The sequence below is a fragment of the Streptomyces sp. SudanB5_2050 genome (genome assembly GCF_964272335.1).
Classification (GTDB): Bacteria; Actinomycetota; Actinomycetes; order Streptomycetales; family Streptomycetaceae; genus Streptomyces; species Streptomyces rochei.
The window spans coordinates 5,313,151-5,338,921 of the sequence record NZ_OZ186760.1 but is presented as its reverse complement, the minus strand read 5'-3'; the positions used below and the strand labels follow the sequence as shown (position 1 = coordinate 5,338,921).

The window sequence follows — 25,771 nt, the reverse complement described above, 5'->3', positions numbered from 1 at the left end:
GTGTGAGGGCCGGGTCCGTGGAGCGGACCCGGCCCTCACGCGCGCTCTCAGATGATCCGGGTCTCCGCCGAGCCCGTACCGCCCGGTGTCCCCGTGCCCCCGCCGGTGCCCGCGGTGCTGCTCCGCGAGGCGGTGGTGGGGGTGTCGGCGGGGGAGCCGGCGGTGGTGGGCGAGGTGACCGGCCCACTGGCGCTGTTGGACGTCTCCGGGGTCGAGGGCGGAGGGGTGTCCGTCCCGGTCGGCGTGCCCGGGCTGCTGGGCTCACCGGTCGGCGTGGTGGGCTCCGGGTCCGGCTCGGTGTCGGTGGGCTTCGGCGAGGTCGGGTCCGGGTCCGGGTCGCTGGACGACGGCGGCCTGGACGACGAGGTCGCCTCGCCCGGCTCGCCGGAGTCGCCCGGGTCCGGGGAGTCCGGGTCGTCGGGCTCGCCCGACGTGCTCGCACCGTCGGACGGCCGGGCCGACTCCGTCGGCGTCGGGTCGTCGGACGTGCCGACCGTGCCGTCCGGGCCCGGGTCGGTGGGCCGGCCGGACGGGCCGGGGCCCGCACCGTCGTCCGCCGGCCGGTCCGCGCCGAGGCCGCCGTCGTCGATGCCCTGGCTGGCCGACGGGTTGACGCCGACCTGGTCGGAGGGATCGCCCGCGTCGTTCTCGGAGGTGGCGCCGAGGGTCACCACCGTGCCGAGCACGGCGACGAGCAGCGCGCCCGCTCCGGCGGCCACCAGGTTGCGGCGGGCGAAGCCCTTGATGCCGCCGCCGACCGTCCGGGACCGCTTCGTCTCGGGTTCCCGGCTGGTGACCAGGGTCGGGGACTGCGGAGGCGGCTGGAGCGGCGGGAAGGGCGCGGGAACGCCCGCGGACGGCGACACCGACTCCTCGTTGCGGGCGTCGGGCACCTCCTCCCCCGCGGTCGGTCCGAGGCCGAGGCCCACGCCGACGGCTCCGGCTCCGGCGGCGGCTCCCTGCGCGCCGAACACCCCGGCGCCGAGGCCGGGGGTGTCCCCGGTCCGGTCGGCGACCAGGGCCAGGGCACGGCGGCCGGCGACGGCGCCGCGCTTGTCGGACAGCGCGCCGCGGAGCCCGATGGACGCCTCCAGTTCGGCGCGGGCGCGGTCGAGCCGGTCCTCGCACAGCGCGAGGATGCCGAGTTCGTGGTGGAAGTAGGCCTGCTCGGCCACGTCGCCGGCGAGCCGGGACGCCTCGGTGCCGGCGCGCAGCGCCCGCTCCCAGGCGCTCCAGTGCAGCCCGGCGGCGAACGCGGGCGCCGCGGTGCGGGCCAGCTGGACCGCGGCGCTCTCCTCGCCCTCCGCGGGCGGGGTGGTCGTCGGCACCAGCGGCGCGAGGGCGCCAGGACCGCGTCGGCCTCGGCGCAGACCCGCTCGGGCGTGACCGAGGGGTGCCCGGCCCACCAGGCGTAGTGCTGGGCGGCGGCCAGGACGCGCTCGGCCGCGCCGTCGGCGTACCCGGCGCTCTCCAGCTGGGTGAGCACGCCGGCGGCGAGCCGGTAGCGGGCGCCGACGGGTGAGACCAGACCGCAGTCGGCCAGTTCACCGAGGGCGGCGTCCGCGTGGGTGTCACCGACCAGGGCGGGCAGGTGCGCCTGGTGCGGCACCTCGCCGCCGAGCGCGACGGCGAACTCCAGGGTGGCGCGGGCCGAGGCGCTGAGGCGGGAGGCGAGCAGCGGGGCGGGCGCCGCGGCCTCGCCGAGGGACGGCAGGGGCACGTCGTCGCCGTCGGCGGTGTCGTGGTGGGTGTCGTCGGCGGGGCGGGCGTCGGCGAAGACGCCGAACTCGTCGACGGCGTCGGCACCGGCCCGCTGCCGGTCGCGCCGGCGCAGCAGGGCACCGGCCTGGACGAAGCGCAGGGGCAGGCCCTCGGACTCGAACCAGAGGTCGCCCGCCCAGTTCGCCTCGTCCTCGGTCAGGGTGCGGCCGGCGGCGCGCTCCAGCAGCTCCACGCCGTCCGAGCGGTCCAGGCCGGTGAGGAAGACCTCCTCGACGGCCGAGTCGGCGGAGGGCGCGGGCACGTCGGGGGTGGCGCCGATGAGCCAGGCGCACTCGGGGGTGGCGTCCAGCAGTTCGTCGAGGGCGCCGCCGCCGAACTCGACGTCGTCCAGGACGACGACGGCGCCGACCTCCCGGAGCCGGTCGAGCAGTTCCGTGCGGTCCGGTCGGTGCAGGGGCGCGCGGTGGACGGCGTAGAAGAGGTCGTGGAGGAGGTCGTCGGCGGTGCGGTGGAAGCCGTTGAGGCGGACGACGCCGTCGGGGGCCAGGCCCGCGCAGTCCTCGGCGACGACGTCGAGGAGGCTGCTGCGGCCCGAGCCGGCGGGGCCGGTGAGACGGACGGAGCGGCCTCGGGCGAGCAGCCGCACCAGCCGTTCGCGTTCGTCGTCGCGGGCCAGCAGTCCGAGCACGGTGCGGGTCGGCCCCGGCGGGACGGGCGGTCGCGCGGCGCGGCTCACCTCGGCGCGTTCGGCCGCGGTGAGCTTCTCGGGCCGGGCGGGGCGCTCGGCGGGCGGGCAGAGTTCGATCTCGCTGCCGTCGACCGGGTTGACGGTGAGCAGGAGGTCGCCGGAGACGAGCTGCACCGTGCGGGCGAGCGCGGGCGCGTGCTGTCCGAAGTCGGTCGTGAGGGGGTCCCTGGGCGGGCGCGGGCGCGGCGTGTCGCCGTCGTGGCCGTGCTCCTCGGGTCCCCGGTTGTTCGGGTCCATAGGTTCAAGCCCCCCAAAAGCGTCGTGTGCCGGTCCACGGTCGGGACCACCCTCCCGGCCTTGCCGCACACCGCGCTGTCGCTTCTGGTCCGGGCCCGCCGGTGGGTTGCGAAAGGGGCGGGCAGCCAGACCCTAAACCTTCGCTCAGTATCTCCGACAGTCCGGGGTGCCGACCCGTCCGAGACGTCACGGTCTCGTGAGGATTGCGTGCGTCGGGCGTTTCACCGGGCGGTGTCCCGGTCTCCGCCGTCCGCGGGGCCACGGGCGCCCGCGGCGTCACACCCGGGGCAGGGTCTCCACGCCGATCCCGCCCTCGATGGCCAGGATCCGGTGCAGCCGGGTGGCCACCAGCAGACGCTGCATCTGCGGCGGCACGCCGCGCAGCACCAGCCGTCGGCCGCAGCGGCCGGCCCGCCGGTGGGCTCCCATGATCACGCCGAGTCCGGTGGCGTCCCAGGAGTCCAGTTCGGACAGGTCCAGCACCAGGTCGCCGACTCCGTCGTCGACGGCCGAGTGCAGGACCGTACGGGCGTCCGCCGCGCTGCGGACGTCGAGGCGGCCCCCGACGACCAGCTCGACGTGGTCGCCCCTGATGTGCATATGCGCTCCCCGGCGTGGGTCTCTTCGTCTTCGTCGTCTGTGCGGTGCGGCTCGGCGTGGTGGTCCTTCGGCGATATCAGGTGTTGCAACCTCTGACTGGCCGAAACGATCGGAGGTTGCCGCCTGTAAGCGAACCGATACCGAATTCACCCCGCCGTGTGATGTTTCCCGGGGCCCGTGCGACCTCAGTGCTTGTAGAAGCCCTGCCCGCTCTTGCGGCCGATGTCACCGGCGTCCACCATCCGGCGCATCAGCTCCGGCGGGGCGAACTTCTCGTCCTGGGACTCGGTGTAGATGTTGCCGGTGGCGTGCAGCAGGATGTCGACGCCCGTCAGGTCGGCGGTGGCCAGCGGCCCCATGGCGTGCCCGAAGCCCAGCTTGCAGGCGAGGTCGATGTCCTCGGCGGTGGCGACGCCCGACTCGTAGAGCTTGGCGGCCTCGACGACGAGGGCGGAGATGAGCCGGGTGGTGACGAAGCCGGCGACGTCGCGGTTGACGACGATGCAGGTCTTGCCGGTGGACTCGGCGAACTCCCGGGCGGTGGCGAGCGTTTCGTCGCTGGTCTTGTAGCCGCGCACCAGCTCGCACAGCTGCATCATCGGGACCGGCGAGAAGAAGTGGGTGCCGACGACCCGCTCGGGGCGCTCGGTCACGGCCGCGATCTTGGTGATCGGGATGGCGGAGGTGTTGGAGGCGAGGATCGCCTCGTCCTTCACCAGCTTGTCGAGCGCGCGGAAGATCTCGTGCTTGACTTCCAGCTTCTCGAAGACGGCCTCGACGACGACGTCCGCGTCGGCGGCGGCGTCCAGGTCGGTGGTGGCGGTGATGCGCGCGAGGGCGGCCTCGGCGTCGTCGGCGGCGAGCTTGCCCTTGGCGACGAACTTGTCGTATGACGCCTTGATGCCGTCGGTGCCGCGCCGCAGGGCCTCGTCGGTGACATCGCGCAGGACGACGTCCCAGCCCGCCTGGGCGGAGACCTGGGCGATGCCGGACCCCATGAGACCGGCTCCGATGACGGCGAGCTTCCGTGCCACTGTGCGACTCCCCTGATGCGCGCTGATTCTCGTCTCTCGGCCGGAGATTAGCGGGCGTGAGGCGCTGTGTGACCGGTTAGTAACGCGCGTCACGTCTCAGATGACGGACATCACACCGGGGTGTGCCATTCGGGTGTCAGACCGAGCCCCGTACGGCGTAGTTGAGCACCCTCTCGCTCAACAGCTCCTCCATCTCGTCCAGCAGCAGGAGGACGTCGCGGGAGACCTCCGAGGGCTTTCCGCCGGCGAGCATGCGCTCTCCGATGGCCGCGACGACCGTGCCGTGCAGCCAGTTGATCTGACCCGCCATCAGGGCGGGCGTCATGTCGTCCGCCGCGCCTCCGGTCTCCTCGCGCAGGGTGTGCTCCAGGTTCAGGAGCACCTCCTGGCCGATCGCCCACATCCGCGAGCGCAGGGCGGGTGAGTCCTGGATGACCTTCATGAACCGCGCGTAGCCGTCCATCAGGCCGAGGCGGGGCGAGACGGATTCGACCTCCTCGCGCAGCTCGCGCAGGACCGCCCGGGCCGCCGACTCCCCGTCGCGCCGCCCGCGCACCCAGCGCGAGAGCCGGTCGACGACGCCCTTGGAGCGGTCGAGGAACAGGTCCTCCTTGGCCGGGAAGTAGTTGTAGACGGTGTTGACGGAGACGTTCGCGGCGTCCGCGACCTCCGCCACCGTCACGGCCTCGAAACCGCGCTCCAGGAACAGACCCGTGGCGACGTCCGAGATGTACTGCCGCGTCTGCCGCTTCTTCCGTTCCCTGAGTCCCTCGGCCATGCCCGCCATCCTAGCTTCGCTGGTGCCGATGAAAACTTGGGGTCGTTGCAAAATTTCAGTGACTCTGTTTTTCTGGACCGCATGGCAATCATCAGTACGGCCGGCCTGGCCCGTACCTTCGCGACGAAGCACGGCCCGGTGGAGGCCGTGCGCGGCATCGACCTGACCGTCCGCGAGGGCGAGATCCTGGGCTTCCTGGGACCCAACGGCGCCGGGAAGACCACCACCCTCCGGATGCTCACGACCCTGCTCGCCCCCACCGGCGGCGCGGCCACCGTCGCCGGCCACGACCTGGCGACCGACCCGGCGGGCGTGCGCGCCGCGTGCGGGTACGTGGCCCAGTCGGGCGGGGTGGACACCCAGATCACGGTGCGGGAGGAGCTGGTCACCCAGGGCCGTCTGTACCGGCTGTCCCGGGCGCGGGCCGCCGAGCGCGCCGACGAGCTGGCCCGCGACCTGGACCTGACCGGACTGCTCGACCGCAGGTGCGGCGCGCTCTCGGGCGGGCAGCGGCGGCGGCTGGACATCGCGATGGCCCTCACCCACCGCCCGAAGGTGCTCTTCCTGGACGAGCCGACGACCGGCCTCGACCCCGGCAGCCGCGCCGGCCTGTGGGAGCTGGTGCGCCGGCTGCGCGACGAGCACGGCACCACCGTCTTCCTGACCACCCACTACCTCGACGAGGCCGACGCCCTCTCCGACCGCCTGGTGGTGGTGGACCGGGGCGTGGTGGCGGCCGAGGGCACCCCGAGCGCGCTGAAGCTGGAGTACGGCGGCTCGCTCGACGCCTCCCTCCAGGAGACCTTCTTGGCCGTCACCGGCCGCGGCGCCGCTCCCGTCGACACCTCCCCCGTAGCCGTCTAGCACCCCCGGGAACACCGATGCTGCTCCACGACACCGGCCTCGTCTACGGCCGCTATCTGCGCCAGTCCCTGCGCTCGCGCTTCGCCCTGCTCTTCGGCGTGCTGATGCCGCTGCTGTACCTGCTCTTCTTCGGGCCGCTGCTCACCGGCCTGCCGCTGGGCGGGCAGGGCAGCTCCTGGCAGGTCCTGGTCCCCGGTCTGCTGCTCCAACTCGGCCTCTTCGGCGCCTCCTTCGCCGGCTTCTCGATCATCATCGAGAACGGCCAGGGGGTGATCGAGCGGATGCGGGTCACGCCCGTCAGCCGCCTGGCGCTGCTGCTGGGGCGGGTGCTGCGGGACGCGACGGTCTTCGCCTTCCAGGCGGTGCTGCTGGTGCTGGCGGCGCTGGTGATGGGCCTGCGCGCGCCGCTGCCCGGCGTGCTGATCGGCTTCGCGTTCGTCGCCCTGCTCACCGTCTCGCTGGCGTCGCTGTCGTACGCGCTGGCGATGAAGGTCCGCACCCCGCAGGAGTTCGGGCCGACGGTCAACGCGCTCACCATGCCGTCGATGCTGCTGTCCGGCCTGATGCTGCCGATGACGCTGGGCCCCGTCTGGCTGGACGTGCTCTCGCACCTGATGCCGTTCCGCTATCTGGTCGACGCGGTCCGGGACGCCTACGTCGGGTCCTACGCGACGGCGCACATGCTCTACGGCTCCCTGGTCGCCGTCGCCTTCACCGCACTGGCCGTGACGGTGGGCACACGCGTCTTCCGTACCGCCGGAGCGTAACTACGCTGGCCCCATGGTCAACCTGACGCGCATCTACACCCGGACCGGCGACCGGGGCACCACCGCCCTCGGCGACATGAGCCGGGTCCCCAAGACCGACCTCAGGATCTCCGCGTACGCCGACGCCAACGAGGCGAACGCGGTGATCGGCACCGCGATCGCCCTCGGCGACCTGCGCGAGGAGGTCGTCAAGGTCCTCGTCCGCGTCCAGAACGACCTGTTCGACGTGGGCGCGGACCTGTCGACGCCGGTGGTGGAGAACCCGGAGTTCCCGCCGCTGCGGGTGGAGCAGTTCTACGTGGACAAGCTGGAGGCGGACTGCGACCGCTTCCTGGCCGAGGTGGAGAAGCTGCGCTCCTTCATCCTGCCCGGCGGCACGCCCGGCGCGGCCCTGCTGCACCAGGCGTGCACGGTGGTCCGGCGGGCCGAGCGCTCGACGTGGGCGGCCCTGGAGGTCCACGGCGAGACGATGAACCCGCTCACCGCGACCTACCTCAACCGCCTCTCCGACCTCCTCTTCATCCTGGCCCGGGTGGCCAACAAGGAGGTCGGGGACGTGCTGTGGGTGCCGGGCGGCGAGCGCTGAGCGCTCCGCGGGCAGGGGCGTGACGGCCGTCGGCCGTCTACCGCTTCGTCGTGGCCGGCCGCGCGGTTCCGCGCGCCTCTTCGGGGGCGCGGTCGACGGGCCGGGCCGCCGAGCCGCCCGCCGGGTCCTTCTTCGGCCAGATCAGGTAGGCGAGCGCCACCAGACCGTGGATGCCGAGGGCCCGCAGCGCCGCCCACTGGAAGGCGCGCAGCGACGAGACGTCGCCCTCGTCGCCGACGTACCAGACCGCGCCCTGGAGCAGCGCGCAGGCCACGGCCGCGGCCAGCAGGGTGCGCAGCCACAGCCGGCCCTCGTGCCGGGCCCGTGCCATGCCGTAGCGCGGGGGCTTGACCGGGGGCGGGCCGCCGCCGAGGCGGTGTGCGGCGTGGCCGTCCAGCCAGCGGATCGTGTAGTGGCCGTAGGCGACCGTGTAGCCGATGTACAGCGCGGCCAGTCCGTGCTCCCAGCCCGGTTCGGCGCCGTTCTTCAGGTCCCATGCCGTCACGGCGAACAGCACCAGTTCCAGCACCGGCTCGCACAGCAGCAGGAAGACGCTGGTGCGGCGCCACTTCAACAGGTAGCGGGCGGCGAGTCCGAGGGCCAGCAGGACCCAGAAGCCGACCTCGCAGGCGATGATCAACGCGACGACCACGACGTACTCCCTTCGTTCACCCTTCCAGGCTGCCGTCGCGGGCCGCCGGGTTCGTCGTCGCCGGGGGCGAACCTCCGGTACATCGAAAGATGCAGTGCGGGTCCGTCCCGGGGGATCAGGCGAGCGGGGCGCGGGCCGTGTTGGATGGTGACATGGCCGTACGACTCCCCCGCCCGCGCCGCTTCGACGTGTACGCCGCGTCGGCCGGTCTGCTCGGCGGCCTGACGCTGTGGGGCATCGGTCTGGGCGTGCGGCCCGCCGACGAACCCATCGTGCTGTTCGACGGCCGCTGGCCGCTGCTGGTCCCGCTCGTCGTCATGGCGGGCTGGGAGCTGCTGCGCCGGGTGGCGCCGCGCACCGGGCTGCTGATCGGCACCGCCGCGCTGATCACGGACACCGTCACCCAGGGCAGCCTGGTCACGGTGATCATGTACACCGACCTGATGTACGCCGCCGTGCTGTACGGTCCGCCCGCCTCGGCCCGCCGCATCCCGTGGGTCACCGGGCTGCTCACCGTGGCCGCGACCCTGGTGCCGTTCGCGGTGTGGCGGGTGCCCGAGGCGTTGCTCATCGGTGTCGCCGTCGGCATCGTGTCCTTCGCCCCCGCCTCCACCGGGCTGATCGTGCGCAACCACCGCGAGGCCGCCGACGCCGCCCTGCTGCGCGCCGAGCAGACCGCGCTGCTCGCGGAGATGGACCGGGTGCAGGCGGTGACCGCCGAGCGGGCCCGGATGGCCCGGGAGCTGCACGACATGGTCGCCAACCACCTGTCCGCGATCGCCATCCACTCCACGGCCGCGCTCTCCCTCGACGACCCGGCGACCACCCGGCAGGCGCTCGGCGTGATCCGCGAGAACAGCGTCGAGGGGCTGGCCGAGATGCGGCGGCTGATCGGCATCCTGCGGGACGACGGCGCCGGCACCGAACCGGCCGCCGCGCCCACCCTCGACGGCCTGGGCGCGCTGGTCGACGCGGCCCGCGCCAACGGCCTCGACGTCACCCTGGAGTCGGCGCCCGGCGAGGGGCTGCCCGCGCCGGTCGAGCTGGCCGCGTACCGGATCGTGCAGGAATCCCTCACCAACGCCCTCAAGCACGCCGCGCCGGGGACGGTCCGCGTCGGTCTCGCCCGGCACGACGACACCCTGCACGTCCGGGTGACCAGCCCGTACGGCGACCGGGACGCCCCGCGCGCCCCCGGCTCTGGCGCCGGTCTGGTCGGCATGCGCGAGCGGGCCGCGCTGCTGCGCGGCACCTTCGAGGCCGGCCCGGTCGCCGACTCCGGGGCGCCGGGGGGCAAGATCTGGTCGGTACGCGCCGCGCTGCCCCTGAACCAAGGAGACCCCGCATGATCCGCGTCCTGGTCGCCGAGGACCAGTCGGCCGTCCGCGCCGGACTGGTGCTGATCCTGGGCAGCGCGCCGGACATCGAGGTGGTCGGGGAGGCGGCCGACGGCGAGCGGGCGGTGGAGCTGGCCCGGGAGCTGCGGCCCGACCTGGTGCTGATGGACGTCCAGATGCCACGGCTGGACGGGGTGTCGGCGACCCGGCGGGTGGTCGACGAGCAGCTCGCCGACGTCCTGGTGCTGACCACCTTCGACCTGGACGAGTACGTCTTCGGGGCGCTGCGGGCGGGCGCGGCCGGGTTCCTGCTGAAGAACACCGAGGCCAAGGACCTGATCGCGGCGGTGCGCACGGTGGCGGGCGGCGAGGGGATCGTCGCCCCGGCCGTCACCCGGCGGCTGATCGCGGAGTTCGCCGCGAAGCCGGTGCGGGAACCGGCCGCGGAGCCGGAGGCGCTGGCGGAGCTGACGCGGCGCGAGCGCGAGGTGCTGTCCTGCCTCGGTGAGGGGTTGTCCAACGCGGCCATCGCCGAGCGGCTGGAGATGGCCGAGGCGACGGTGAAGACGCACGTCAGCCGCCTGCTGGGCAAGCTGGGTCTGCGCAGCCGGGTGCAAGCGGCGGTGCTGGCGCAGGAGTTGGGGATCTAGTTCATCGCTGAACGAAGGCGTTGATCACTGGTCCAGACCTATTGACCTATGGTCCAGACCTTTCTATTCTCGCGGCACTGCGGGCATGAGGCTCAGTCATGCCCACAACAACATCCCCACATAAGGAGGCGCAGCATGCGCTTCAGACACAAGGCCGCGGCGCTCGCGGCGACCCTGGCGCTTCCCTTCGCCGGGCTGGTCGGACTCGCGAGTCCGGCCCAGGCGGCCACGAGTGCGACGGCCACCTTCGCCAAGACCTCGGACTGGGGCACCGGCTTCGGCGGCAAGTGGACGGTGAAGAACACCGGCACCACCACCATCAACGCGTGGACCGTGGAGTGGGACTTCCCCTCCGGCACCAAGGTCACCTCCGCCTGGGACGCCACCGTCACCAACTCGGGTGACCACTGGACCGCCAAGAACGTCGGCTGGAACGGCACCCTCGCCCCCGGGGCGTCCGTCTCCTTCGGCTTCAACGGCAGCGGACCCGGCTCCCCCGCCAACTGCAAGCTCAACGGCGGCAGCTGCGACGGCACCTCCGTCCCCGGCGACGCGGCTCCCTCCGCGCCCGGCACACCCACCGCCTCGGACATCACCGACACCTCGGTGAAGCTGTCCTGGTCCGCGGCGACCGACGACAAGGGCGTCAAGAACTACGACGTCCTGCGCGACGGCGCCAAGGTCGCCACGGTCACCGGCACCACCTACACCAACACCGGCCTGACCGCCGGCACCGACTACTCCTACACCGTCCAGGCCCGCGACACCGCCGACCAGACCGGTCCGGTCAGCGGCGCGGTGAAGGTCACCACCACCGGCGGGGGCGGCCCCCAGCCGCAGCCGGGCGACGAGGTCAAGCTCGGCTACTTCACCAACTGGGGCGTCTACGGGCGCAACTACCACGTGAAGAACCTGGTCACCTCCGGCTCCGCCGAGAAGATCACGCACATCAACTACGCCTTCGGCAACGTCCAGGGCGGCAAGTGCACCATCGGTGACGCCTACGCCGACTACGACAAGGCGTACACCGCCGACCAGTCCGTCGACGGCGTCGCCGACACCTGGGACCAGCCGCTGCGCGGCAACTTCAACCAGCTGCGCAAGCTGAAGGCCAAGTACCCGCACATCAAGGTGCTGTTCTCCTTCGGCGGCTGGACCTGGTCCGGTGGCTTCCCCGACGCGGTGAAGAACCCGGCCGCCTTCGCGAAGTCCTGTCACGACCTGGTCGAGGACCCGCGCTGGGCCGATGTCTTCGACGGCATCGACCTGGACTGGGAGTACCCGAACGCCTGCGGTCTCAGCTGTGACACGACCAGTGCCCCGAACGCCTTCAGCACCATGATGAAGGCCATGCGCGCCGAGTTCGGCAACGACCTGGTCACCGCGGCCGTCACCGCCGACGCCTCCGACGGCGGCAAGATCGAGGCCGCCGACTACGGCGCCGCGGCGCAGTACATCGACTGGTACAACGTGATGACGTACGACTTCTTCGGCGCCTGGGCGAAGAACGGCCCGACCGCTCCGCACTCGCCGCTGACCTCGTACGACGGTATCCCGCAGCAGGGCTTCAACTCCGCCGAGGCGATCGCGAAGTTCAAGGCGGCCGGCGTGCCGTCCGACAAGCTCCTCCTCGGCATCGGCTTCTACGGTCGCGGCTGGACCGGCGTCACCCAGTCCGCGCCCGGCGGCACCGCGACCGGCCCGGCGGCCGGCACCTACGAGGCGGGCATCGAGGACTACAAGGTCCTCAGGAACAGCTGCCCGGCCACCGGCACCGTCGCCGGCACCGCGTACGCGCACTGCGGCACCAACTGGTGGTCCTACGACACCCCGGCCACCGTCAAGTCCAAGATGGACTGGGCCGAGCAGCAGAAGCTCGGCGGCGCCTTCTTCTGGGAGTTCAGCGGTGACACCGCGAACGGCGAACTGGTGAGCGCCATCGACAGCGGTCTGAAGTAACCCTTGCTCACAGGGCCGAGGCCCGTCGCCCCCGGGCGGCGGGCCTCGGCTCGTCCCGCTCAGGCACGGCCGGGTCCGGCCGGTGGCTCAGGCGACGTTCACCCGCTGTCCGGGCGGGGCCGCCTCCAGCCACGCGAGGAATCCGGTCAGCGCGTCCTCGCTCATCGCCAGTTCGAGCCGGGTGCCGCGATGGAGACAGACGAGCACCACGGCGTCCGAGAGCAACGCCAGCTCCTCCTCCCCCTCGGGCAGCCGGCGGCCGGCCACTTCGATGGCCGAGCGCTCCAGTACCCGGCGCGGGCGGGGCGAGTACGAGAAGACGCGGTACCACTCGACCCGGTCCCCGTTGTAGCGGGCCACGCCGTAGGCCCAGCCCTTGCCGCCGGCGTCGCCCTCCTTGGGGGCGTCCCAGCGCAGGGAGCAGTCGAAGGTGCCGCCCGAGCGCTGGATCAGCCGGCGGCGCAGTCCGAAGACGAAGAGCCCGATCACCACCAGGGCGACAACGATTCCGCACACAGTCAGAGCGAGGGCCATCGACACCGACCTCCTCGTCTCCTAGGTAACGGAACGGAAAAAACACCCGGATCTGCCTCAGCCGCGGCCGGGTCCGGATCGCTCCGGTCCCAGCCGCGGCTGAGTGACGTCAGGGCACGACGTTATCGCACAGTGCTGTGGATCAGCGTCCCGCCGCCGCGCGCAGACGGACGTCCGCGCGACGCTCGGCGTGGGCGTCGCCCTCCGCCTTCGCGCGCTCGAGCTCCCGCTCCGCGCGCTGGACGTCGATCTCGTCCGACAGCTCGGCGATCTCGGCCAGCAGGGACAGCTTGTTGTCCGCGAACGAGATGAAACCGCCGTGCACCGCGGCGACGACCGTCCCACCGTCACTCGTACGGATGGTCACCGGGCCCGACTCCAGCACACCGAGCAGCGGCTGGTGACCGGGCATGACGCCGATGTCGCCGGACGTGGTGCGCGCGACGACCAGGGTGGCCTCGCCGGACCAGACCTCTCGGTCGGCCGCGACCAGCGCGACGTGCAGCTCAGCAGCCAAGGTGGCTCCTCGGGTCACCACCCGGCGGGAGAGCCGGGTGTTGGTTACAAGTCTAAGGGGCGTGCCGGAGGGGACGGGGTGCGCCCGCCCCCTCCGGGTGGTGAACCGTGCGGCTCACCGTGAGCCGAGGCTCAGGAGACGCCCAGCTCCTTGGCGTTGTTCTTCAGGTCCTCGATGCCACCGCACATGAAGAACGCCTGCTCCGGGAAGTGGTCGTACTCGCCGTCGCAGATCGCGTTGAAGGCCGCGATCGACTCGTCCAGCGGGACGTCCGACCCGTCGACGCCGGTGAACTGCTTGGCGACGTGGGTGTTCTGGGACAGGAAGCGCTCCACGCGACGGGCACGGTGGACGACGAGCTTGTCCTCCTCGCCGAGCTCGTCGATACCGAGGATCGCGATGATGTCCTGCAGGTCCTTGTACTTCTGCAGGATGTTCTTCACGCGCATCGCGGCCTGGTAGTGGTCCGCCGCGATGTACCGCGGGTCGAGGATGCGGGACGTCGAGTCCAGCGGGTCCACGGCCGGGTAGATGCCCTTCTCGGAGATCGGACGGGAGAGAACCGTCGTCGCGTCGAGGTGGGCGAAGGTGGTGGCCGGGGCCGGGTCGGTCAGGTCGTCCGCGGGGACGTAGATCGCCTGCATCGAGGTGATCGAGTGACCACGGGTCGAGGTGATGCGCTCCTGGAGGAGACCCATCTCGTCGGCCAGGTTCGGCTGGTAGCCCACCGCGGAGGGCATGCGGCCGAGCAGGGTCGACACCTCGGAACCCGCCTGGGTGAAGCGGAAGATGTTGTCGATGAAGAACAGCACGTCCTGCTTCTGGACGTCGCGGAAGTACTCGGCCATGGTCAGGCCGGCCAGCGCGACGCGCAGACGGGTGCCCGGCGGCTCGTCCATCTGACCGAAGACCAGCGCGGTCTTGTCGATGACGCCGGACTCGCTCATCTCGTCGATGAGGTCGTTGCCCTCACGGGTGCGCTCACCGACACCGGCGAACACGGAGACACCGTCGTGGTTGTTGGCGACGCGGTAGATCATCTCCTGGATGAGCACCGTCTTGCCGACGCCGGCGCCGCCGAACAGACCGATCTTGCCGCCCTTGACGTACGGGGTCAGCAGGTCGATGACCTTGACGCCGGTCTCGAACATCTCGGTCTTCGACTCGAGCTCGTCGAAGTTCGGGGCCTTGCGGTGGATCGGCCAGCGCTCACCGGTGTAGGTCTCGTCGACGTTCAGCACCTCACCGAGGGTGTTGAACACCTTGCCCTTGGTGAAGTCGCCGACGGGGACGGAGATGGCCGAGCCCGTGTCGGTCACCGGGGCCTGGCGGACCAGACCGTCGGTGGGCTGCATGGAGATGGTGCGGACCAGGCCGTCACCGAGGTGCTGCGCGACCTCGAGAGTCAGCGTCTTCAGCTCGCCCGCCTGCGCCGGGTCGGCGACCTCGACGTGCAGCGCGTTGTAGATGTCCGGCATCGCGTCGACGGGGAACTCCACGTCGACGACCGGGCCGATGACCCGCGCGACGCGGCCAGTGGCCACGCCAGCAGGAGCGGTCGGCTCAACAGTGGTGGTCATTAGTTGTCACTCCCCGCGGTCGCGTCGGCCAGGGCGCTCGCGCCACCGACGATCTCGCTGATTTCCTGGGTGATTTCGGCCTGGCGGGCCGCGTTGGCAAGACGGGAGAGCGTGTTGATCAGCTCGCCCGCGTTGTCGGTGGCCGACTTCATCGCGCGTCGCGTGGCGGCGTGCTTGGAAGCGGCCGACTGCAGCAGCGCGTTGTAGATGCGGCTCTCGACGTAGCGCGGCAGCAGGGCGTCGAGGACGTCCTCCGCCGACGGCTCGAAGTCGTACAGCGGAAGGATCTCTTCCTTCGCCGCCGACTCCTGCGCGACCTCTTCGAGGCGCAGGGGCAGCAGCCGGGAGTCGACCGCCGTCTGCGTCATCATCGAGACGAACTCCGTGTAGACGATGTGGAGCTCGTCCACGCCGCCTTCAGCGGTGTCCTTCTCGATGGCCTCGATCAGCGGCGCCGCGACCTTCTTGGCGTCCGCGTACGAGGGCTCGTCGGTGAAGCCCGCGAACGACTCCGCGACCTTGCGCTCGCGGAAGTTGTAGTGGGCGAGACCGCGCCGGCCGACGATGTACGTGTCGACCTGCCTGCCCTCGCGCTCGAGGCGCTCGGTCAGCTGCTCCGCCGCCTTGATGGCGTTGGAGTTGAAGGCGCCGGCCAGACCGCGGTCGCTCGTGAGGAGCAGGACCGCGGCACGGGTCGGGTTCTCCGCCTCCGTGGTGAGCGGGTGCTTGGTGTTCGACCCGGTACCGACCGCCGTGACCGCGCGGGTGAGCTCCTGCGCGTACGGCGCGGAGGCCGCCACCTTGCGCTGCGCCTTGACGACGCGCGAGGCGGCGATCATCTCCATCGCCTTGGTGATCTTCTTGGTCGCGGTGACGGATCGGATGCGACGCTTGTAGACCCGGAGCTGGGCTCCCATGAGTCAGGTCCTTCCTTACGTCACTTGGCGGCGGACGGGGCGTCCTCGCCGAGCAGCTTGCCGTCCGAGGTCTCGAACTGCTTCTTGAACGACGCGATCGCCTCGGCGACGGCCTGCAGGGTGTCGTCCGACATCTTGCCGCCCTCGCGGATGGAGGTCATGAGGCCCTGCTCCTGGCGGTGCAGGTACTCCAGCAGCTCCTTCTCGAAGCGGCGGATGTCGGCGACCGGCACCTCGTCCATCTTGCCGGTGGTGCCGGCCCAGACGGAGACGACCTGGTCCTCGGTGGCCATCGGCTGGTACTGGTCCTGCTTCAGCAGCTCGACCATGCGCTGACCGCGCTCCAGCTGCGACTTCGACGCGGCGTCCAGGTCGGAACCGAAGGCGGCGAACGCCTCCAGCTCACGGAACTGGGCGAGGTCCACGCGGAGGCGGCCGGAGACCTGCTTCATGGCCTTGTGCTGGGCGGAGCCACCGACGCGGGAGACCGAGATACCGACGTTCAGGGCCGGGCGCTGACCGGCGTTGAACAGGTCGGACTCCAGGAAGCACTGGCCGTCGGTGATGGAGATGACGTTGGTCGGGATGAACGCCGAGACGTCGTTGGCCTTGGTCTCGACGATCGGCAGACCGGTCATCGAGCCGGCACCCATGTCGTCGGAGAGCTTGGCGCAGCGCTCCAGGAGACGGGAGTGCAGGTAGAAGACGTCACCCGGGTAGGCCTCGCGGCCCGGCGGGCGGCGCAGCAGCAGCGACACGGCGCGGTAGGCGTCGGCCTGCTTCGACAGGTCGTCGAAGATGATCAGGACGTGCTTGCCCTCGTACATCCACTGCTGGCCGATGGCCGAGCCGGTGTACGGCGCCAGGTACTTGAAGCCGGCCGGGTCGGACGCCGGGGCGGCCACGATGGTCGTGTACTCCAGCGCGCCGTTCTCCTCCAGCGCGCGGCGGACCGACGCGATGGTGGAGCCCTTCTGGCCGATGGCGACGTAGATGCAGCGGACCTGCTTGTTCACGTCGCCCGAGCGCCAGTTGTCGCGCTGGTTGATGATCGTGTCGACGGCCAGGGCGGTCTTGCCGGTCTGGCGGTCGCCGATGATCAGCTGACGCTGACCGCGGCCGATCGGGGTCATGGCGTCGACGGCCTTGTAGCCCGTCTCCATCGGCTCGTGCACCGACTTGCGCTGCATGACCGTGGGGGCCTGCAGCTCGAGGGCGCGGCGGCCCTCGGTCTCGATCTCGCCGAGGCCGTCGATCGGGTTGCCGAGGGGGTCGACGACGCGGCCGAGGTAGCCCTCGCCCACGGCGACCGACAGGACCTCGCCGGTGCGGGTGACCGGCTGGCCCTCCTCGATGCCGCTGAACTCACCGAGGACGATGGCACCGATCTCGCGCTCCTCGAGGTTGAGGGCGAGGCCGAGGGTGCCGTCCTCGAACTTCAGCAGTTCGTTGGCCATGGCCGAGGGCAGGCCCTCGACCTTCGCGATGCCGTCGCCGGCAAGGGTGACCGTACCGACCTCCTCGCGCGAGGCCGCGTCCGGCTTGTACGACTGGACGAAGTTCTCCAGTGCGTCCCGGATCTCCTCCGGCCGGATCGTGAGCTCCGCCATCTGAGTTCCCTGCTCTCCTTGTTGGGCCCGAAGTTTCACTTGGGGGGTATTCCACGAGTCGGGACTCCCCCCAATGAGAGGTGAATCCTCTGCACGGCCCAACCAGGGCCGTCGTAAGTACGTACTGCTACTGCTACTGCTTTTTGTGCTGTTGTCGCGCGGGGGCGTCAGCTCGCCAGTCGGCGGCCGGCGTCCTCCAGACGGTCCGCGATGGAGCCGTTGATGACCTCGTCACCCACCTGCACCCGGATCCCGCCGAGGACCTCGGGGTCCACGTCGAGGTTGAGGTGCATCGGACGGCCGTAGACCTTCGCGAGGGCCGCGCCGAGGCGCTGCTTCTGCGTGTCGCTCAGCGGCACCGCCGAGGTGACGACGGCGACCATCCGGTCCCGCCGGTCGGCGGCGAGCTTGGACAGGGATTCGAGTCCCGACTCCAGGCTACGTCCCCGGGGCGCGGTGACAAGGCGCGTCACCAGACGCTCGGTGGTCCGCTCCGCCCGGCCGCCGAGCAGGCCGCGCAGCAGCTCGCTCTTGGCCGCGGTGGTGGCCGACCGGTTGGTCAGCGCGGCGCGCAGCTCGGTGTTCGAGGCGACGATCCGGCCGAACCGGAACAGCTCGTCCTCGACGTTGTCGAGCCGGCCCCGCTTCTGGGCGGCGGTGAGGTCGGCGGTGTTCGCCAGCTCCTCCAGGGCGTCCACCAGGTCGCGCGACTGCGACCAGCGGGAGCGCACCATGCCGGCCACCAGGTCGGCGGTCTGGCCGCTGATCTGGGCGCCGAGGAGACGCTGGGCGAGTTCGGCCTTGGCCTCGCCGGCCTGCGCCGGGTCGGTGAGGACCCGACGCAGCGACACCTCGCGGTGGAGCAGCGCGGTGACGGCGGCCAGCTCGTCGGCGAGCGAGCCGGCGTCCACGGACGTGGAGTCCGTCAGCGCGTCGAGACGCTCGCGTGCGGCAGCCAGGGCCTCGCGGCTCGCTCCGTTCATCGGGTCGCCTCTGCCTTCGTCGCCTTGTCGTCCAGCTCGTCCAGGAAGCGGTCGATGACGCGGCTCTGGCGGGCGTGGTCCTCGAGGGACTCGCCGACGAGCTTGCCGGCCAGCTCGGTGGCCAGCTTGCCGACGTCCTGGCGCAGCGCGGACGCGGCGGCCTTGCGGTCGGCCTGGATCTGGGCGTGACCGGCGGCGATGATCTCCTCACGCTGCCGCTGGCCTTCCGCGCGCATCTCGGCGATGAGCGTGGCGCCCTGCTCCTGCGCCTCCTGGCGCAGGCGCGCGGCCTCGTGCCGGGCCTCGGCGAGCTGGGCCTTGTACTGCTCAAGGACGCTCTGGGCCTCGGTCTGCGCGGCCTCGGCCTTCTCGATACCGCCCTCGATGGCCTCGCGACGCTCTTCCAGAACCTTGTTGATGTTCGGGAGCAGCTTCTTGGCGAGGAAGCCGAAGACGATGACGAAGGCGATCAGGCCGATGACAAGCTCGGGGATCGGCGGAATGAGAGGGTTCTCGCCCTCCGATGCCGCGATCGTGAGCAGCTGGCTCATGTGGGTGCCTTTCGTCTAGTCGGCTGGTCTGTGTCAGCGATCAGTAGCCGTAGACGAACGGCATGACCAGACCGATCAGGGCGAGCGCCTCACAGAAGGCGAAGCCGAGGATCTGGTTGGCACGGATCAGGCCGGCAGCCTCGGGCTGACGGGCCATGGCCTGGGTGCCGTTACCGAAGATGATGCCGACGCCGACGCCGGGGCCGATCGCGGCGAGACCGTAACCGATGGAACCGAGGGAACCTTCGACGGCAGCAAGGGTCTGGGACATGCCAGTTCTTCCTTTTCCTTTACGGACCGGTGGGGGTTGGCCACCGGACGACTTGGTTGAGGGCGGGGTGGTTGCCGGCTCAGTGGTGCTCGGCCAGCGCGCCCTGGATGTAGGTGCACGTGAGCAGGACGAACACGTACGCCTGCAGGGCCTGGATGAACAGCTCGAAGGCGGTCATCACGATGACCATCACGAACGACACACTCGCGTAGGCGATGCCGACGCCGTTCAGCAGGTACCAGCTGGCGATCGTGAAGAGCAGCAGCAGGGTGTGCCCGGCGAACATGTTGGCGAAGAGTCGCACGGCGTGGGTGAACGGCCGGATGAGCAGGTTCGAGAAGAGCTCGATCAGCATGGCCAGCGGCAGCACCGCACCGAGCGACTTGTCGTAGCCGGTGACGTTCTTCCAGAAGCCGACGAAGCCGTGCCGCTTGAAGGTGAGCGAGACCCACAGGATGTAGACGAGCAGGGCCAGGACCATCGGGTAGGCGATGATCGAGGTGACCGGGAACTGGGCGACCGGAATGATCGACCAGAGGTTCATCATCCACACGAAGAAGAACAGCGAGACCACGAGGGGGACGTACTTCTCGCCCTCCTTCTTGCCGATGGTCTCGTAGACGACACCGCGCCGGATGAAGTCGTAACCCGCCTCGGCGACCATCTGGAGCTTGCCCGGCACCACCTGCGGCCTGCGGAAGGCGGCCCAGAAGAAGCCGACGATGATGATCGAGCCGAGCAGCGCCAGCAGCATCGTCTTGTTGAAGTACAGGTTGCTGTCCCCGTCGCCCAGGAGCGGCTGGAACAGGAACGAGTGCAGGCCCGGGGAGACCTCGGCGAAGCCGCAGCCGTCAAAGATGTGACAGTCGGTGTCGAAGGCGAGCACCTGTGTCGGGTCAGCACTCACCGCGGGCTCCTTCATCGTGGCGCATGGGTACGGCAACCTCGTTGTGTCGGCGCGGCGCGGAGCCGCTGTACGGCACGGGACTGGTGTTACGGATGTGGGGGCGGCTGTGGGGCATCTCGCCTCGCGAATGAGCAGGCGTCAGCTGGGATGCCCGCGCCCGCGATGCCGCAGTTGGCACCGGACGATAGCAGGACTTCACATGCCTCTTTATCCCGGCCCTACCCCTCACGACGAGTGGCCCGTCTTTTCGGGCTTTTCGCCCGACGATTCGGGTTCGACGTAGAGAATCTTGGACTTCATGTGGGCGCGCGTCTGGGCGGCGATCCAGGCGAGGGTGCCGGCGACCAGGGTGAGCGCGAAGGCCCGGGGATTGAACAGCGTCGTGTTCTTGAACGCGGCGACGAAGATGAACAGCAGAAGAATCTGTGCCGCGTAGAGCATCAGGCCCATCGCTTGGAACAGGTGCGGAAGCGATTTGGCGGTGCGCTGGAGGATGTAGAGGCCCAGCCCCATGAAGAGGATCACCACGAGCGTCCCCACCACGGCACCGATCGCGCCCTTGCCGCCGGCGACCACGGCGCTGACGACGGCGGCTACCGCGCCGACGGCAGCCGTGGGCACGGCAGCCTGAAGCAAGATCCGGACGTCATTGGACGGCATGGCGGCAACTCCGCTTTTCACAGGGGGCAGGGTGTCGTCATGGACGAGCGTAGTCCCGGGCCGAACGGTGTCCTGACGCTCAAGAGACCGTCGCACTACGGTCCTTAAGGCTTACCCGGGGGTTCTCGTGAACCGTATCACAAACTATTTGATGAGGTCTTTACCTGTGGGTGTGCTTGCTGTCACACATGAGAGTGACAGCGCGCGTATGTGCAATTACTGCGCCCACTTGTCTGGTAATGGGGTACTTCGTTCCCCCACGACTTGGCAATGCTCTAGTCAGATTCTTACCTTGTGCCTCTTACCTGGCCCGCGAACGGGGGCCCACGGCAGTGGCCCCGTTGACGCCTGAGACCCCTGCGGCCACCGGCACCCGCTCCTCGTCCGCGTCCACCGCGGGCACCGGCTCGGCCTCGACGGCGACGGCGCCGCGGCGGCGGTAGCGGGGCGGCACGAAGCGCTCGGCCCAGCGCGGGGCGCGCGGCGTGAAGCGCGGCAGCAGGAGCAGCACCAGCCCGACCGCGCTCAGCACGACCACGCCCAGCACGATCCACATCGACGCGGAGTTGACGGAGTAGGTGAGCGCACCGAAGGCGATCAGCGCCGACCAGAAGTACATGATCAGCACCGCGCGGCTGTGCGAGTGCCCGATCTCCAGCAGCCGGTGGTGCAGGTGCCCCCGGTCGGCGGCGAAGGGCGACTGGCCGCGCCAGGTGCGGCGGACGATCGCGAGGATCAGGTCGGCGGCCGGGATGGCGATGATGGTCAGCGGCATCAGCAGCGGGATGTAGACGGGCACCATCTGGTGCACGGTGTTGCGCTCGGAGCCGGAGAACAGCTTCATCACGTCCGGGTCGACCTGCCCGGTGACGGAGATCGCGCCGGCCGCCAGCACGAGGCCGATCAGCATCGAGCCGGAGTCGCCCATGAAGATCCGGGCGGGGTGCATGTTGTGCGGCAGGAAGCCCAGGCACATGCCCATCAGGATGGCCGCGAAGAGGGACGCGGGCGCCGCGGCCTCGATGCCGTACGAGTACCAGATCCGGTAGGCGTACATGAAGAACGCCGCCGCCGCGATGCACACCATGCCGGCCGCGAGACCGTCCAGGCCGTCCACGAAGTTGACCGCGTTGATGGTGATGACGACCAGCGCCACCGTCAGCAGGGTGCCCTGCCACTGGGTGAGGGCCACCGTGCCGACGCCCGGCAGCGGGATCCACAGGATGGTCAGACCCTGCACCACCATCACGCCGGCGGCGATCATCTGGCCGCCCAGCTTGATCAGGGCGTCGATCTCGAACTTGTCGTCCAGGACGCCGATCAGCCAGATCAGGGCGGCTCCGGAGAGCAGCGCGCGCGGCTCGTTGGACTTCTCGAAGACCTCGCTGAGGTTGGTGAGGTGGTCGGCGACCAGCAGTCCGGCGCACAGCCCGAAGAACATGGCGATACCGCCGAGGCGCGGAGTGGGCTCCCGGTGCACGTCACGTGCCCGGATCTCCGGCATCGCCCCCGCAACGATCGCGAACTTCCGTACCGGCCCTGTCAGCAGATACGTCACCGCGGCCGTGATGCAGAGCGTCAGCAGGTATTCACGCACGGGCTTCCCCACAGGTCTCGCTGGCCATTCCCAGCCTCACACCCTAGCGATGCGCGCATATGGTTGAGGACTTCCGGGTAGCGACGATGGTTGCACGTGTGGCTGTGCACATGCGTGCGCCTACCCCGCCTCAGTCCGCATACGGCGGGAACTGCGCGACCAGGTCCCGCACGTCGTCCCGCGCCCGGGCCGGCTCCGTGCTCCCCCTGAGCACCTCGGCGACCAGGGTGGCCACCGCCCGCATCTCCCGCTCGCCCATGCCCTGGGTGGTCACCGCCGCCGTGCCCAGGCGCAGCCCGCGGGTGTCCGCGTGGGGCAGCGCACAGCAGTCCAGGACGATCCCGGCCGCCGCGAGCCGGCCCCGGGCCGTCCTGCCGTCGACGCCGAGCGGGGCGGGATCGGCGGTGAGCAGGTGGGTGTCGGTGCCGCCGGTGGTGACGGTCAGGCCCTCGGCGGCCAGGTGGGCGGCGAGGGTGCGGGCGTTGGCGATCACCTGATGGGCGTACGCGGCGAAGGCCGGTGTCGACGCCTCCCCGAAGGCGACCGCCTTGGCGGCGATGGTGTGCATCTGCGCGCCGCCCTGGGTGAACGGGAAGACCGCCCGGTCGACCCGCTCGGCCAGGTCGGCCCCGCACAGGAGCATGCCGCCGCGCGGTCCGCGCAGCACCTTGTGCGTGGTGGCGCACACGACGTCGGCGTACGGCACCGGGCTGGGCGCCGCTCCCCCGGCGACCAGCCCGATCGGGTGCGCGGCGTCCGCGATGAGGTAGGCGCCCACCTCGTCGGCGATGTCGCGGAAGGCCGCGTAGTCGGGGTTGCGGGGGTAGGCGATCGAGCCGCACACGATCGCCTTGGGGCGGTGGCCGCGGGCCAGGGTGCGCACCTGGTCGTAGTCGATCAGCCCGGTCTCCGCGTCCACCCCGTAGCCGACGAAGTCGAACCAGCGGCCGGAGAAGTTCGCCGGCGATCCGTGAGTGAGGTGGCCGCCGTGGGGCAGGCCGAGGGCGAGGACGGTGTCGCCGGGGCGCAGCAGCGCGGCGTAGGCGGCCAGCACGGCGGAGGAGCCGGAGTGGGACTGCACGTTGGCGTGCTCGGCGCCGAAGAGGGCCCGGGCGCGCTCGACGGCCAGCCGCTCGGCGACGTCCACGATCTCGCAGCCGCCGTGGTGCCGGGCGCCCGGATAGCCCTCGGCGTACTTGTTGGCCAGCGGGGAGCCGAGGGCGGCCAGCACCGCGGGCGAGGTGAAGTTCTCTGCGGCGATCAGCTGGAGGGTCGTCGACTGGCGGCGGCCCTCGGCGTGCAGGATCTCGGCCAGCTCGGGGTCCTGGCGCAGCAGGACGCCGAGCGTGCTGTCATCGGCCTCGAGGATGTCGTGGGTGACCGACATGGTGCGCTCCGGGCGTGCGTCGACGGTGACGTACGACCAATGTAGGCCCGGGACCGCGACGCCGCCCGGCGCACGCCGGCCCCGCGTCCCGGCCCGCCGGCGTCACGCGCGCGCGGGAACCCCCGTCAACGCCGTCACCACCGGATCCAGCGCCTGGTGTATCTCGTCGCCGATCGACCGGAAGAAGGTCAGCGGCGCGCCGTAGGGGTCGTACACCTCGTCGGCCTCGGCCGTGGGGGCCAGGAGCCACCCGCGTAGAGCGGCGGCCGCGCGGACCAGGGCCCGGGCGCGTACGACCACGCCGTCGTCCAGGGGCGGCAGCGTCGCGGGGTCGATGGCGTTCACCAGGCGGGTGAACTCCTTGAGGGTGAAGGTGCGCAGTCCGGCCGAGTGGCCCATGGAGATGACCTGCGCGCGGTGGTCCCGGGTCGCGGTGAGCACCAGGTCGGCGCGGATCACGTGCTCGTCGAGCAGCTCGCGCCCGGTGAAGCCGGCCGAGTCCGCGCCGAACTCCGCGAGGACCGTCTCGGCGTTCGCCTCCATGGGGGCGCCCTCGTGGCCCCAGGTGCCCGCGCTCTCCACGACGAGACCGCCGCCCAGCACACCGAGCCGCTCCGTCACGAAATGCCGGGTCAGCCGCTCGGTGATGGGCGAGCGGCACACGTTTCCGGTGCTGACGTGGAGGATGCGGAAGCTGTCGCGCGGGAGTCCCACGAACGTCGTCGTGATCTCCGCGGCGCGTTCCCCGTTGCCTATGCCACGCCCCGTCCCAGGGGCCGTCAATTCGCCACCTCGAGGTCGGGTACTACCTTTCGCAGCTCCTCGGCCGACAACGCGCCCGCGCGCAGCAGGACGGGCACCTCTCGGGTGACGTCGACGATGGACGACGGGACGTTGCCGGGGGTGGGGCCGCCGTCGAGGTAGACGGAGACGGAGTCGCCGAGCATCTGCTGGGCGGCGTCGCAGTCCTCGGGCGCCGGGTGGCCCGTGAGGTTGGCGGAGGAGACGGCCATGGGGCCGACCTCGGTGAGCAGCTCGATGGCGACCGGGTGCAGCGGCATGCGCACGGCGACCGTGCCGCGGGTCTCGCCGAGGTCCCACTGGAGGGACGGCTGGTGCTTGGCGACCAGCGTCAGGGCGCCCGGCCAGAAGGCGTCGACCAGCTCCCAGGCCATCTCGGAGAAGTCGGTGACCAGGCCGTGCAGGGTGTTCGGCGAGCCGATAAGGACCGGCGAGGGCATGTTGCGGCCCCGGCCCTTGGCCTCCAGCAGGTCGCCGACGGCCTCCGGCGTGAAGGCGTCGGCGCCGATGCCGTAGACCGTGTCCGTCGGGAGCACCACGAGCTCGCCACGGCGGACGGCGGACGCGGCCTCGCGCAGACCGGTCGTGCGGTCGGTCGCGTCATTGGTGTCGTATCGCCGTGCCATCTAGCGGGCCTCCTCGTACACGTACTGCGGGGTCGAAGTCGGTTCGGTGCTCACGGCAGTGCCTTGCGGGCCGTCGCGAAGCGGGGGCGGTTGTTGAGGTCGGGGTGGTCGGCCGCGTCGGCCCAGCCCCGTTCCTCGGCGAAGATCCACGGCACCTGTCCGCCCTGGGTGTCGGCGTGCTCGACGACGACCACGCCGCCGGGGCGCAGCAGGCGGTGCGCGGTGCGTTCCAGGCCGCGGATCAGGTCGAGGCCGTCCTCGCCGGAGAACAGGGCCATCTCCGGATCGTGGTCGCGGGCCTCGGGCGCGACGTACTCCCACTCGGTGAGCGGGATGTACGGGGGATTGGAGACCACGAGGTCCACCTGGCCGTCGAGGTCGGGGAAGGCGGTCAGGGCGTCGCCCTGGCGCAGCTCGACCCTGGACCCCTCCATGTTCTTGCGCGTCCACTTCAGGGCGTCCTCGGACAGCTCCACGGCGTACACGCGCGAGCGCGGGACCTCCTGGGCGAGGGCGAGCGCGATGGCGCCCGAGCCGGTGCACAGGTCGACGATGCAGGGCTCGACGACGTCCATGGCGCGCACGGCGTCTATGGCCCAGCCGACGACCGACTCGGTCTCGGGGCGGGGCACGAAGACGCCGGGGCCGACCTGCAGTTCCAGGTAGCGGAAGTAGGCGCGGCCGGTGATGTGCTGCAGCGGCTCGCGCGCCTCGCGGCGGGCGACGGCCTCCCAGTACCGGGCGTCGAAGTCCGCGTCCGGCACGGTGTGCAGCTCGCCCCGCTTGACGCCGTGCAGGTACGCGGCGAGTTCCTCCGCGTCGGTGCGCGGCGAGGGCACGCCGGCGTCGGCCAGTCGCTGGGTGGCCTGGGCCACCTCCGCGAGCAGCACGCTGCG

At 71.0% G+C, this 25,771-nt stretch carries 25 protein-coding genes and 1 pseudogene; 6 read left to right on the top strand and 20 right to left on the bottom strand.

Annotated elements, in window-relative coordinates:
• Positions 1–47: 47 nt before the first annotated feature.
• The 4 genes and pseudogenes from ACFZP7_RS23955 to ACFZP7_RS23940 form a co-directional block, all read right to left on the bottom strand.
• Positions 48–2,707, bottom strand: a pseudogene (locus ACFZP7_RS23955) (ATP-binding protein).
• Positions 2,708–2,983: 276 nt separating this feature from the next.
• Positions 2,984–3,307 carry an STAS domain-containing protein gene (locus ACFZP7_RS23950; RefSeq protein WP_003973611.1) on the bottom strand — a complete coding sequence of 108 codons (324 nt, stop codon included), beginning with the start codon at positions 3,305–3,307 and terminating at the stop codon, positions 2,984–2,986.
• A gap of 185 nt (positions 3,308–3,492) precedes the next feature.
• A complete protein-coding gene (locus ACFZP7_RS23945; RefSeq protein WP_019326842.1) occupies positions 3,493–4,341 on the bottom strand; it encodes a 3-hydroxyacyl-CoA dehydrogenase family protein in 849 nt (282 codons plus the stop codon).
• Between the two features lie 136 nt (positions 4,342–4,477).
• The gene (locus tag ACFZP7_RS23940; RefSeq protein WP_385635621.1) at positions 4,478–5,119 is read right to left on the bottom strand and encodes a TetR/AcrR family transcriptional regulator; all 642 of its coding nucleotides are present in this window, start codon (positions 5,117–5,119) and stop codon (positions 4,478–4,480) included.
• 81 nt (positions 5,120–5,200) lie between these two features.
• On the opposite strand from ACFZP7_RS23940, the gene ACFZP7_RS23935 reads away from it, so the two are divergent.
• From ACFZP7_RS23935 to ACFZP7_RS23925, 3 genes are read left to right on the top strand one after another with little or no spacing between them, the layout of a single operon-like run.
• Positions 5,201–5,983 (top strand): ABC transporter ATP-binding protein, encoded by a 783-nt coding sequence (locus ACFZP7_RS23935; protein ID WP_385635619.1) that lies wholly within the window; start codon positions 5,201–5,203, stop codon positions 5,981–5,983.
• Between the two features lie 17 nt (positions 5,984–6,000).
• Entirely contained in the window at positions 6,001–6,750 is a 750-nt protein-coding gene (locus ACFZP7_RS23930) for an ABC transporter permease (protein WP_019326845.1), read from the top strand.
• Between the two features lie 13 nt (positions 6,751–6,763).
• Positions 6,764–7,336: a cob(I)yrinic acid a,c-diamide adenosyltransferase gene (locus ACFZP7_RS23925; RefSeq protein WP_385635616.1), complete on the top strand. Its 573-nt coding sequence runs from the start codon at positions 6,764–6,766 to the stop codon at positions 7,334–7,336.
• A 37-nt stretch (positions 7,337–7,373) separates the two neighbouring features.
• On the opposite strand, the gene ACFZP7_RS23920 is transcribed toward ACFZP7_RS23925, so the two are convergent.
• Positions 7,374–7,988: a hypothetical protein gene (locus tag ACFZP7_RS23920; RefSeq protein WP_030970576.1), complete on the bottom strand. Its 615-nt coding sequence runs from the start codon at positions 7,986–7,988 to the stop codon at positions 7,374–7,376.
• Between the two features lie 152 nt (positions 7,989–8,140).
• Here ACFZP7_RS23920 and ACFZP7_RS23915 point away from each other — a divergent pair, with 152 nt between their 5' ends.
• From ACFZP7_RS23915 to ACFZP7_RS23905, 3 genes are all read left to right on the top strand, one after another.
• Positions 8,141–9,337: a sensor histidine kinase gene (locus ACFZP7_RS23915; RefSeq protein ID WP_385635613.1), complete on the top strand. Its 1,197-nt coding sequence runs from the start codon at positions 8,141–8,143 to the stop codon at positions 9,335–9,337.
• Positions 9,334–9,975, top strand: coding sequence for a response regulator transcription factor (locus ACFZP7_RS23910; RefSeq protein ID WP_019326849.1), 642 nt, complete (start codon positions 9,334–9,336; stop codon positions 9,973–9,975). The genes ACFZP7_RS23915 and ACFZP7_RS23910 overlap by 4 nt, the downstream gene beginning before the upstream one ends.
• Positions 9,976–10,110: 135 nt before the next feature.
• The gene (locus ACFZP7_RS23905) at positions 10,111–11,934 is read left to right on the top strand and encodes a glycoside hydrolase family 18 chitinase (RefSeq protein ID WP_019326850.1); all 1,824 of its coding nucleotides are present in this window, start codon (positions 10,111–10,113) and stop codon (positions 11,932–11,934) included.
• Between the two features lie 87 nt (positions 11,935–12,021).
• Here the strand turns inward: ACFZP7_RS23905 and ACFZP7_RS23900 are convergent, their stop codons facing one another.
• The 15 genes from ACFZP7_RS23900 to prmC form a co-directional block, all read right to left on the bottom strand.
• The gene (locus tag ACFZP7_RS23900; RefSeq protein WP_019326851.1) at positions 12,022–12,468 is read right to left on the bottom strand and encodes a DUF2550 domain-containing protein; all 447 of its coding nucleotides are present in this window, start codon (positions 12,466–12,468) and stop codon (positions 12,022–12,024) included.
• A 142-nt stretch (positions 12,469–12,610) separates the two neighbouring features.
• A complete protein-coding gene (locus ACFZP7_RS23895; RefSeq protein ID WP_019326852.1) occupies positions 12,611–12,985 on the bottom strand; it encodes a F0F1 ATP synthase subunit epsilon in 375 nt (124 codons plus the stop codon).
• A 131-nt stretch (positions 12,986–13,116) separates the two neighbouring features.
• Positions 13,117–14,565 carry a F0F1 ATP synthase subunit beta gene (gene atpD / locus ACFZP7_RS23890; RefSeq protein ID WP_031016295.1) on the bottom strand — a complete coding sequence of 483 codons (1,449 nt, stop codon included), beginning with the start codon at positions 14,563–14,565 and terminating at the stop codon, positions 13,117–13,119.
• Positions 14,565–15,482, bottom strand: a complete 918-nt coding sequence (locus ACFZP7_RS23885; RefSeq protein WP_019326854.1) for a F0F1 ATP synthase subunit gamma — start codon at positions 15,480–15,482, stop codon at positions 14,565–14,567. The genes atpD and ACFZP7_RS23885 overlap by 1 nt, the downstream gene beginning before the upstream one ends.
• 20 nt (positions 15,483–15,502) lie before the next feature.
• Positions 15,503–17,092 (bottom strand): F0F1 ATP synthase subunit alpha, encoded by a 1,590-nt coding sequence (gene atpA / locus ACFZP7_RS23880; RefSeq protein ID WP_019326855.1) that lies wholly within the window; start codon positions 17,090–17,092, stop codon positions 15,503–15,505.
• Between the two features lie 167 nt (positions 17,093–17,259).
• Positions 17,260–18,075: a F0F1 ATP synthase subunit delta gene (locus ACFZP7_RS23875; protein ID WP_019326856.1), complete on the bottom strand. Its 816-nt coding sequence runs from the start codon at positions 18,073–18,075 to the stop codon at positions 17,260–17,262.
• Complete coding sequence (locus ACFZP7_RS23870; RefSeq protein ID WP_019326857.1) at positions 18,072–18,626, bottom strand: F0F1 ATP synthase subunit B; 555 nt, start codon at positions 18,624–18,626, stop codon at positions 18,072–18,074. Before ACFZP7_RS23870 ends, ACFZP7_RS23875 begins: the two co-directional genes overlap by 4 nt.
• Positions 18,627–18,666: 40 nt before the next feature.
• Positions 18,667–18,897, bottom strand: a complete 231-nt coding sequence (atpE, locus tag ACFZP7_RS23865; protein ID WP_003973629.1) for an ATP synthase F0 subunit C — start codon at positions 18,895–18,897, stop codon at positions 18,667–18,669.
• A gap of 79 nt (positions 18,898–18,976) precedes the next feature.
• Entirely contained in the window at positions 18,977–19,819 is an 843-nt protein-coding gene (gene atpB / locus ACFZP7_RS23860) for a F0F1 ATP synthase subunit A (protein WP_046249530.1), read from the bottom strand.
• Positions 19,820–20,029: 210 nt separating this feature from the next.
• On the bottom strand, positions 20,030–20,464 hold the full coding sequence (locus ACFZP7_RS23855) for a hypothetical protein (protein ID WP_046249529.1): 435 nt from the start codon (positions 20,462–20,464) through the stop codon (positions 20,030–20,032).
• Positions 20,465–20,765: 301 nt separating this feature from the next.
• Positions 20,766–22,061, bottom strand: a complete 1,296-nt coding sequence (locus tag ACFZP7_RS23850; protein ID WP_031016292.1) for an MraY family glycosyltransferase — start codon at positions 22,059–22,061, stop codon at positions 20,766–20,768.
• Positions 22,062–22,191: 130 nt separating this feature from the next.
• The gene (gene glyA, locus ACFZP7_RS23845; protein ID WP_385635608.1) at positions 22,192–23,448 is read right to left on the bottom strand and encodes a serine hydroxymethyltransferase; all 1,257 of its coding nucleotides are present in this window, start codon (positions 23,446–23,448) and stop codon (positions 22,192–22,194) included.
• A gap of 102 nt (positions 23,449–23,550) precedes the next feature.
• Entirely contained in the window at positions 23,551–24,231 is a 681-nt protein-coding gene (locus ACFZP7_RS23840; protein WP_029393656.1) for a low molecular weight phosphatase family protein, read from the bottom strand.
• Positions 24,228–24,875 (bottom strand): L-threonylcarbamoyladenylate synthase, encoded by a 648-nt coding sequence (locus tag ACFZP7_RS23835; protein ID WP_030970565.1) that lies wholly within the window; start codon positions 24,873–24,875, stop codon positions 24,228–24,230. The genes ACFZP7_RS23840 and ACFZP7_RS23835 overlap by 4 nt, the downstream gene beginning before the upstream one ends.
• Before the next feature lie 50 nt (positions 24,876–24,925).
• The gene (gene prmC / locus ACFZP7_RS23830) at positions 24,926–25,765 is read right to left on the bottom strand and encodes a peptide chain release factor N(5)-glutamine methyltransferase (RefSeq protein ID WP_019326865.1); all 840 of its coding nucleotides are present in this window, start codon (positions 25,763–25,765) and stop codon (positions 24,926–24,928) included.
• Positions 25,766–25,771 lie beyond the last annotated feature (6 nt).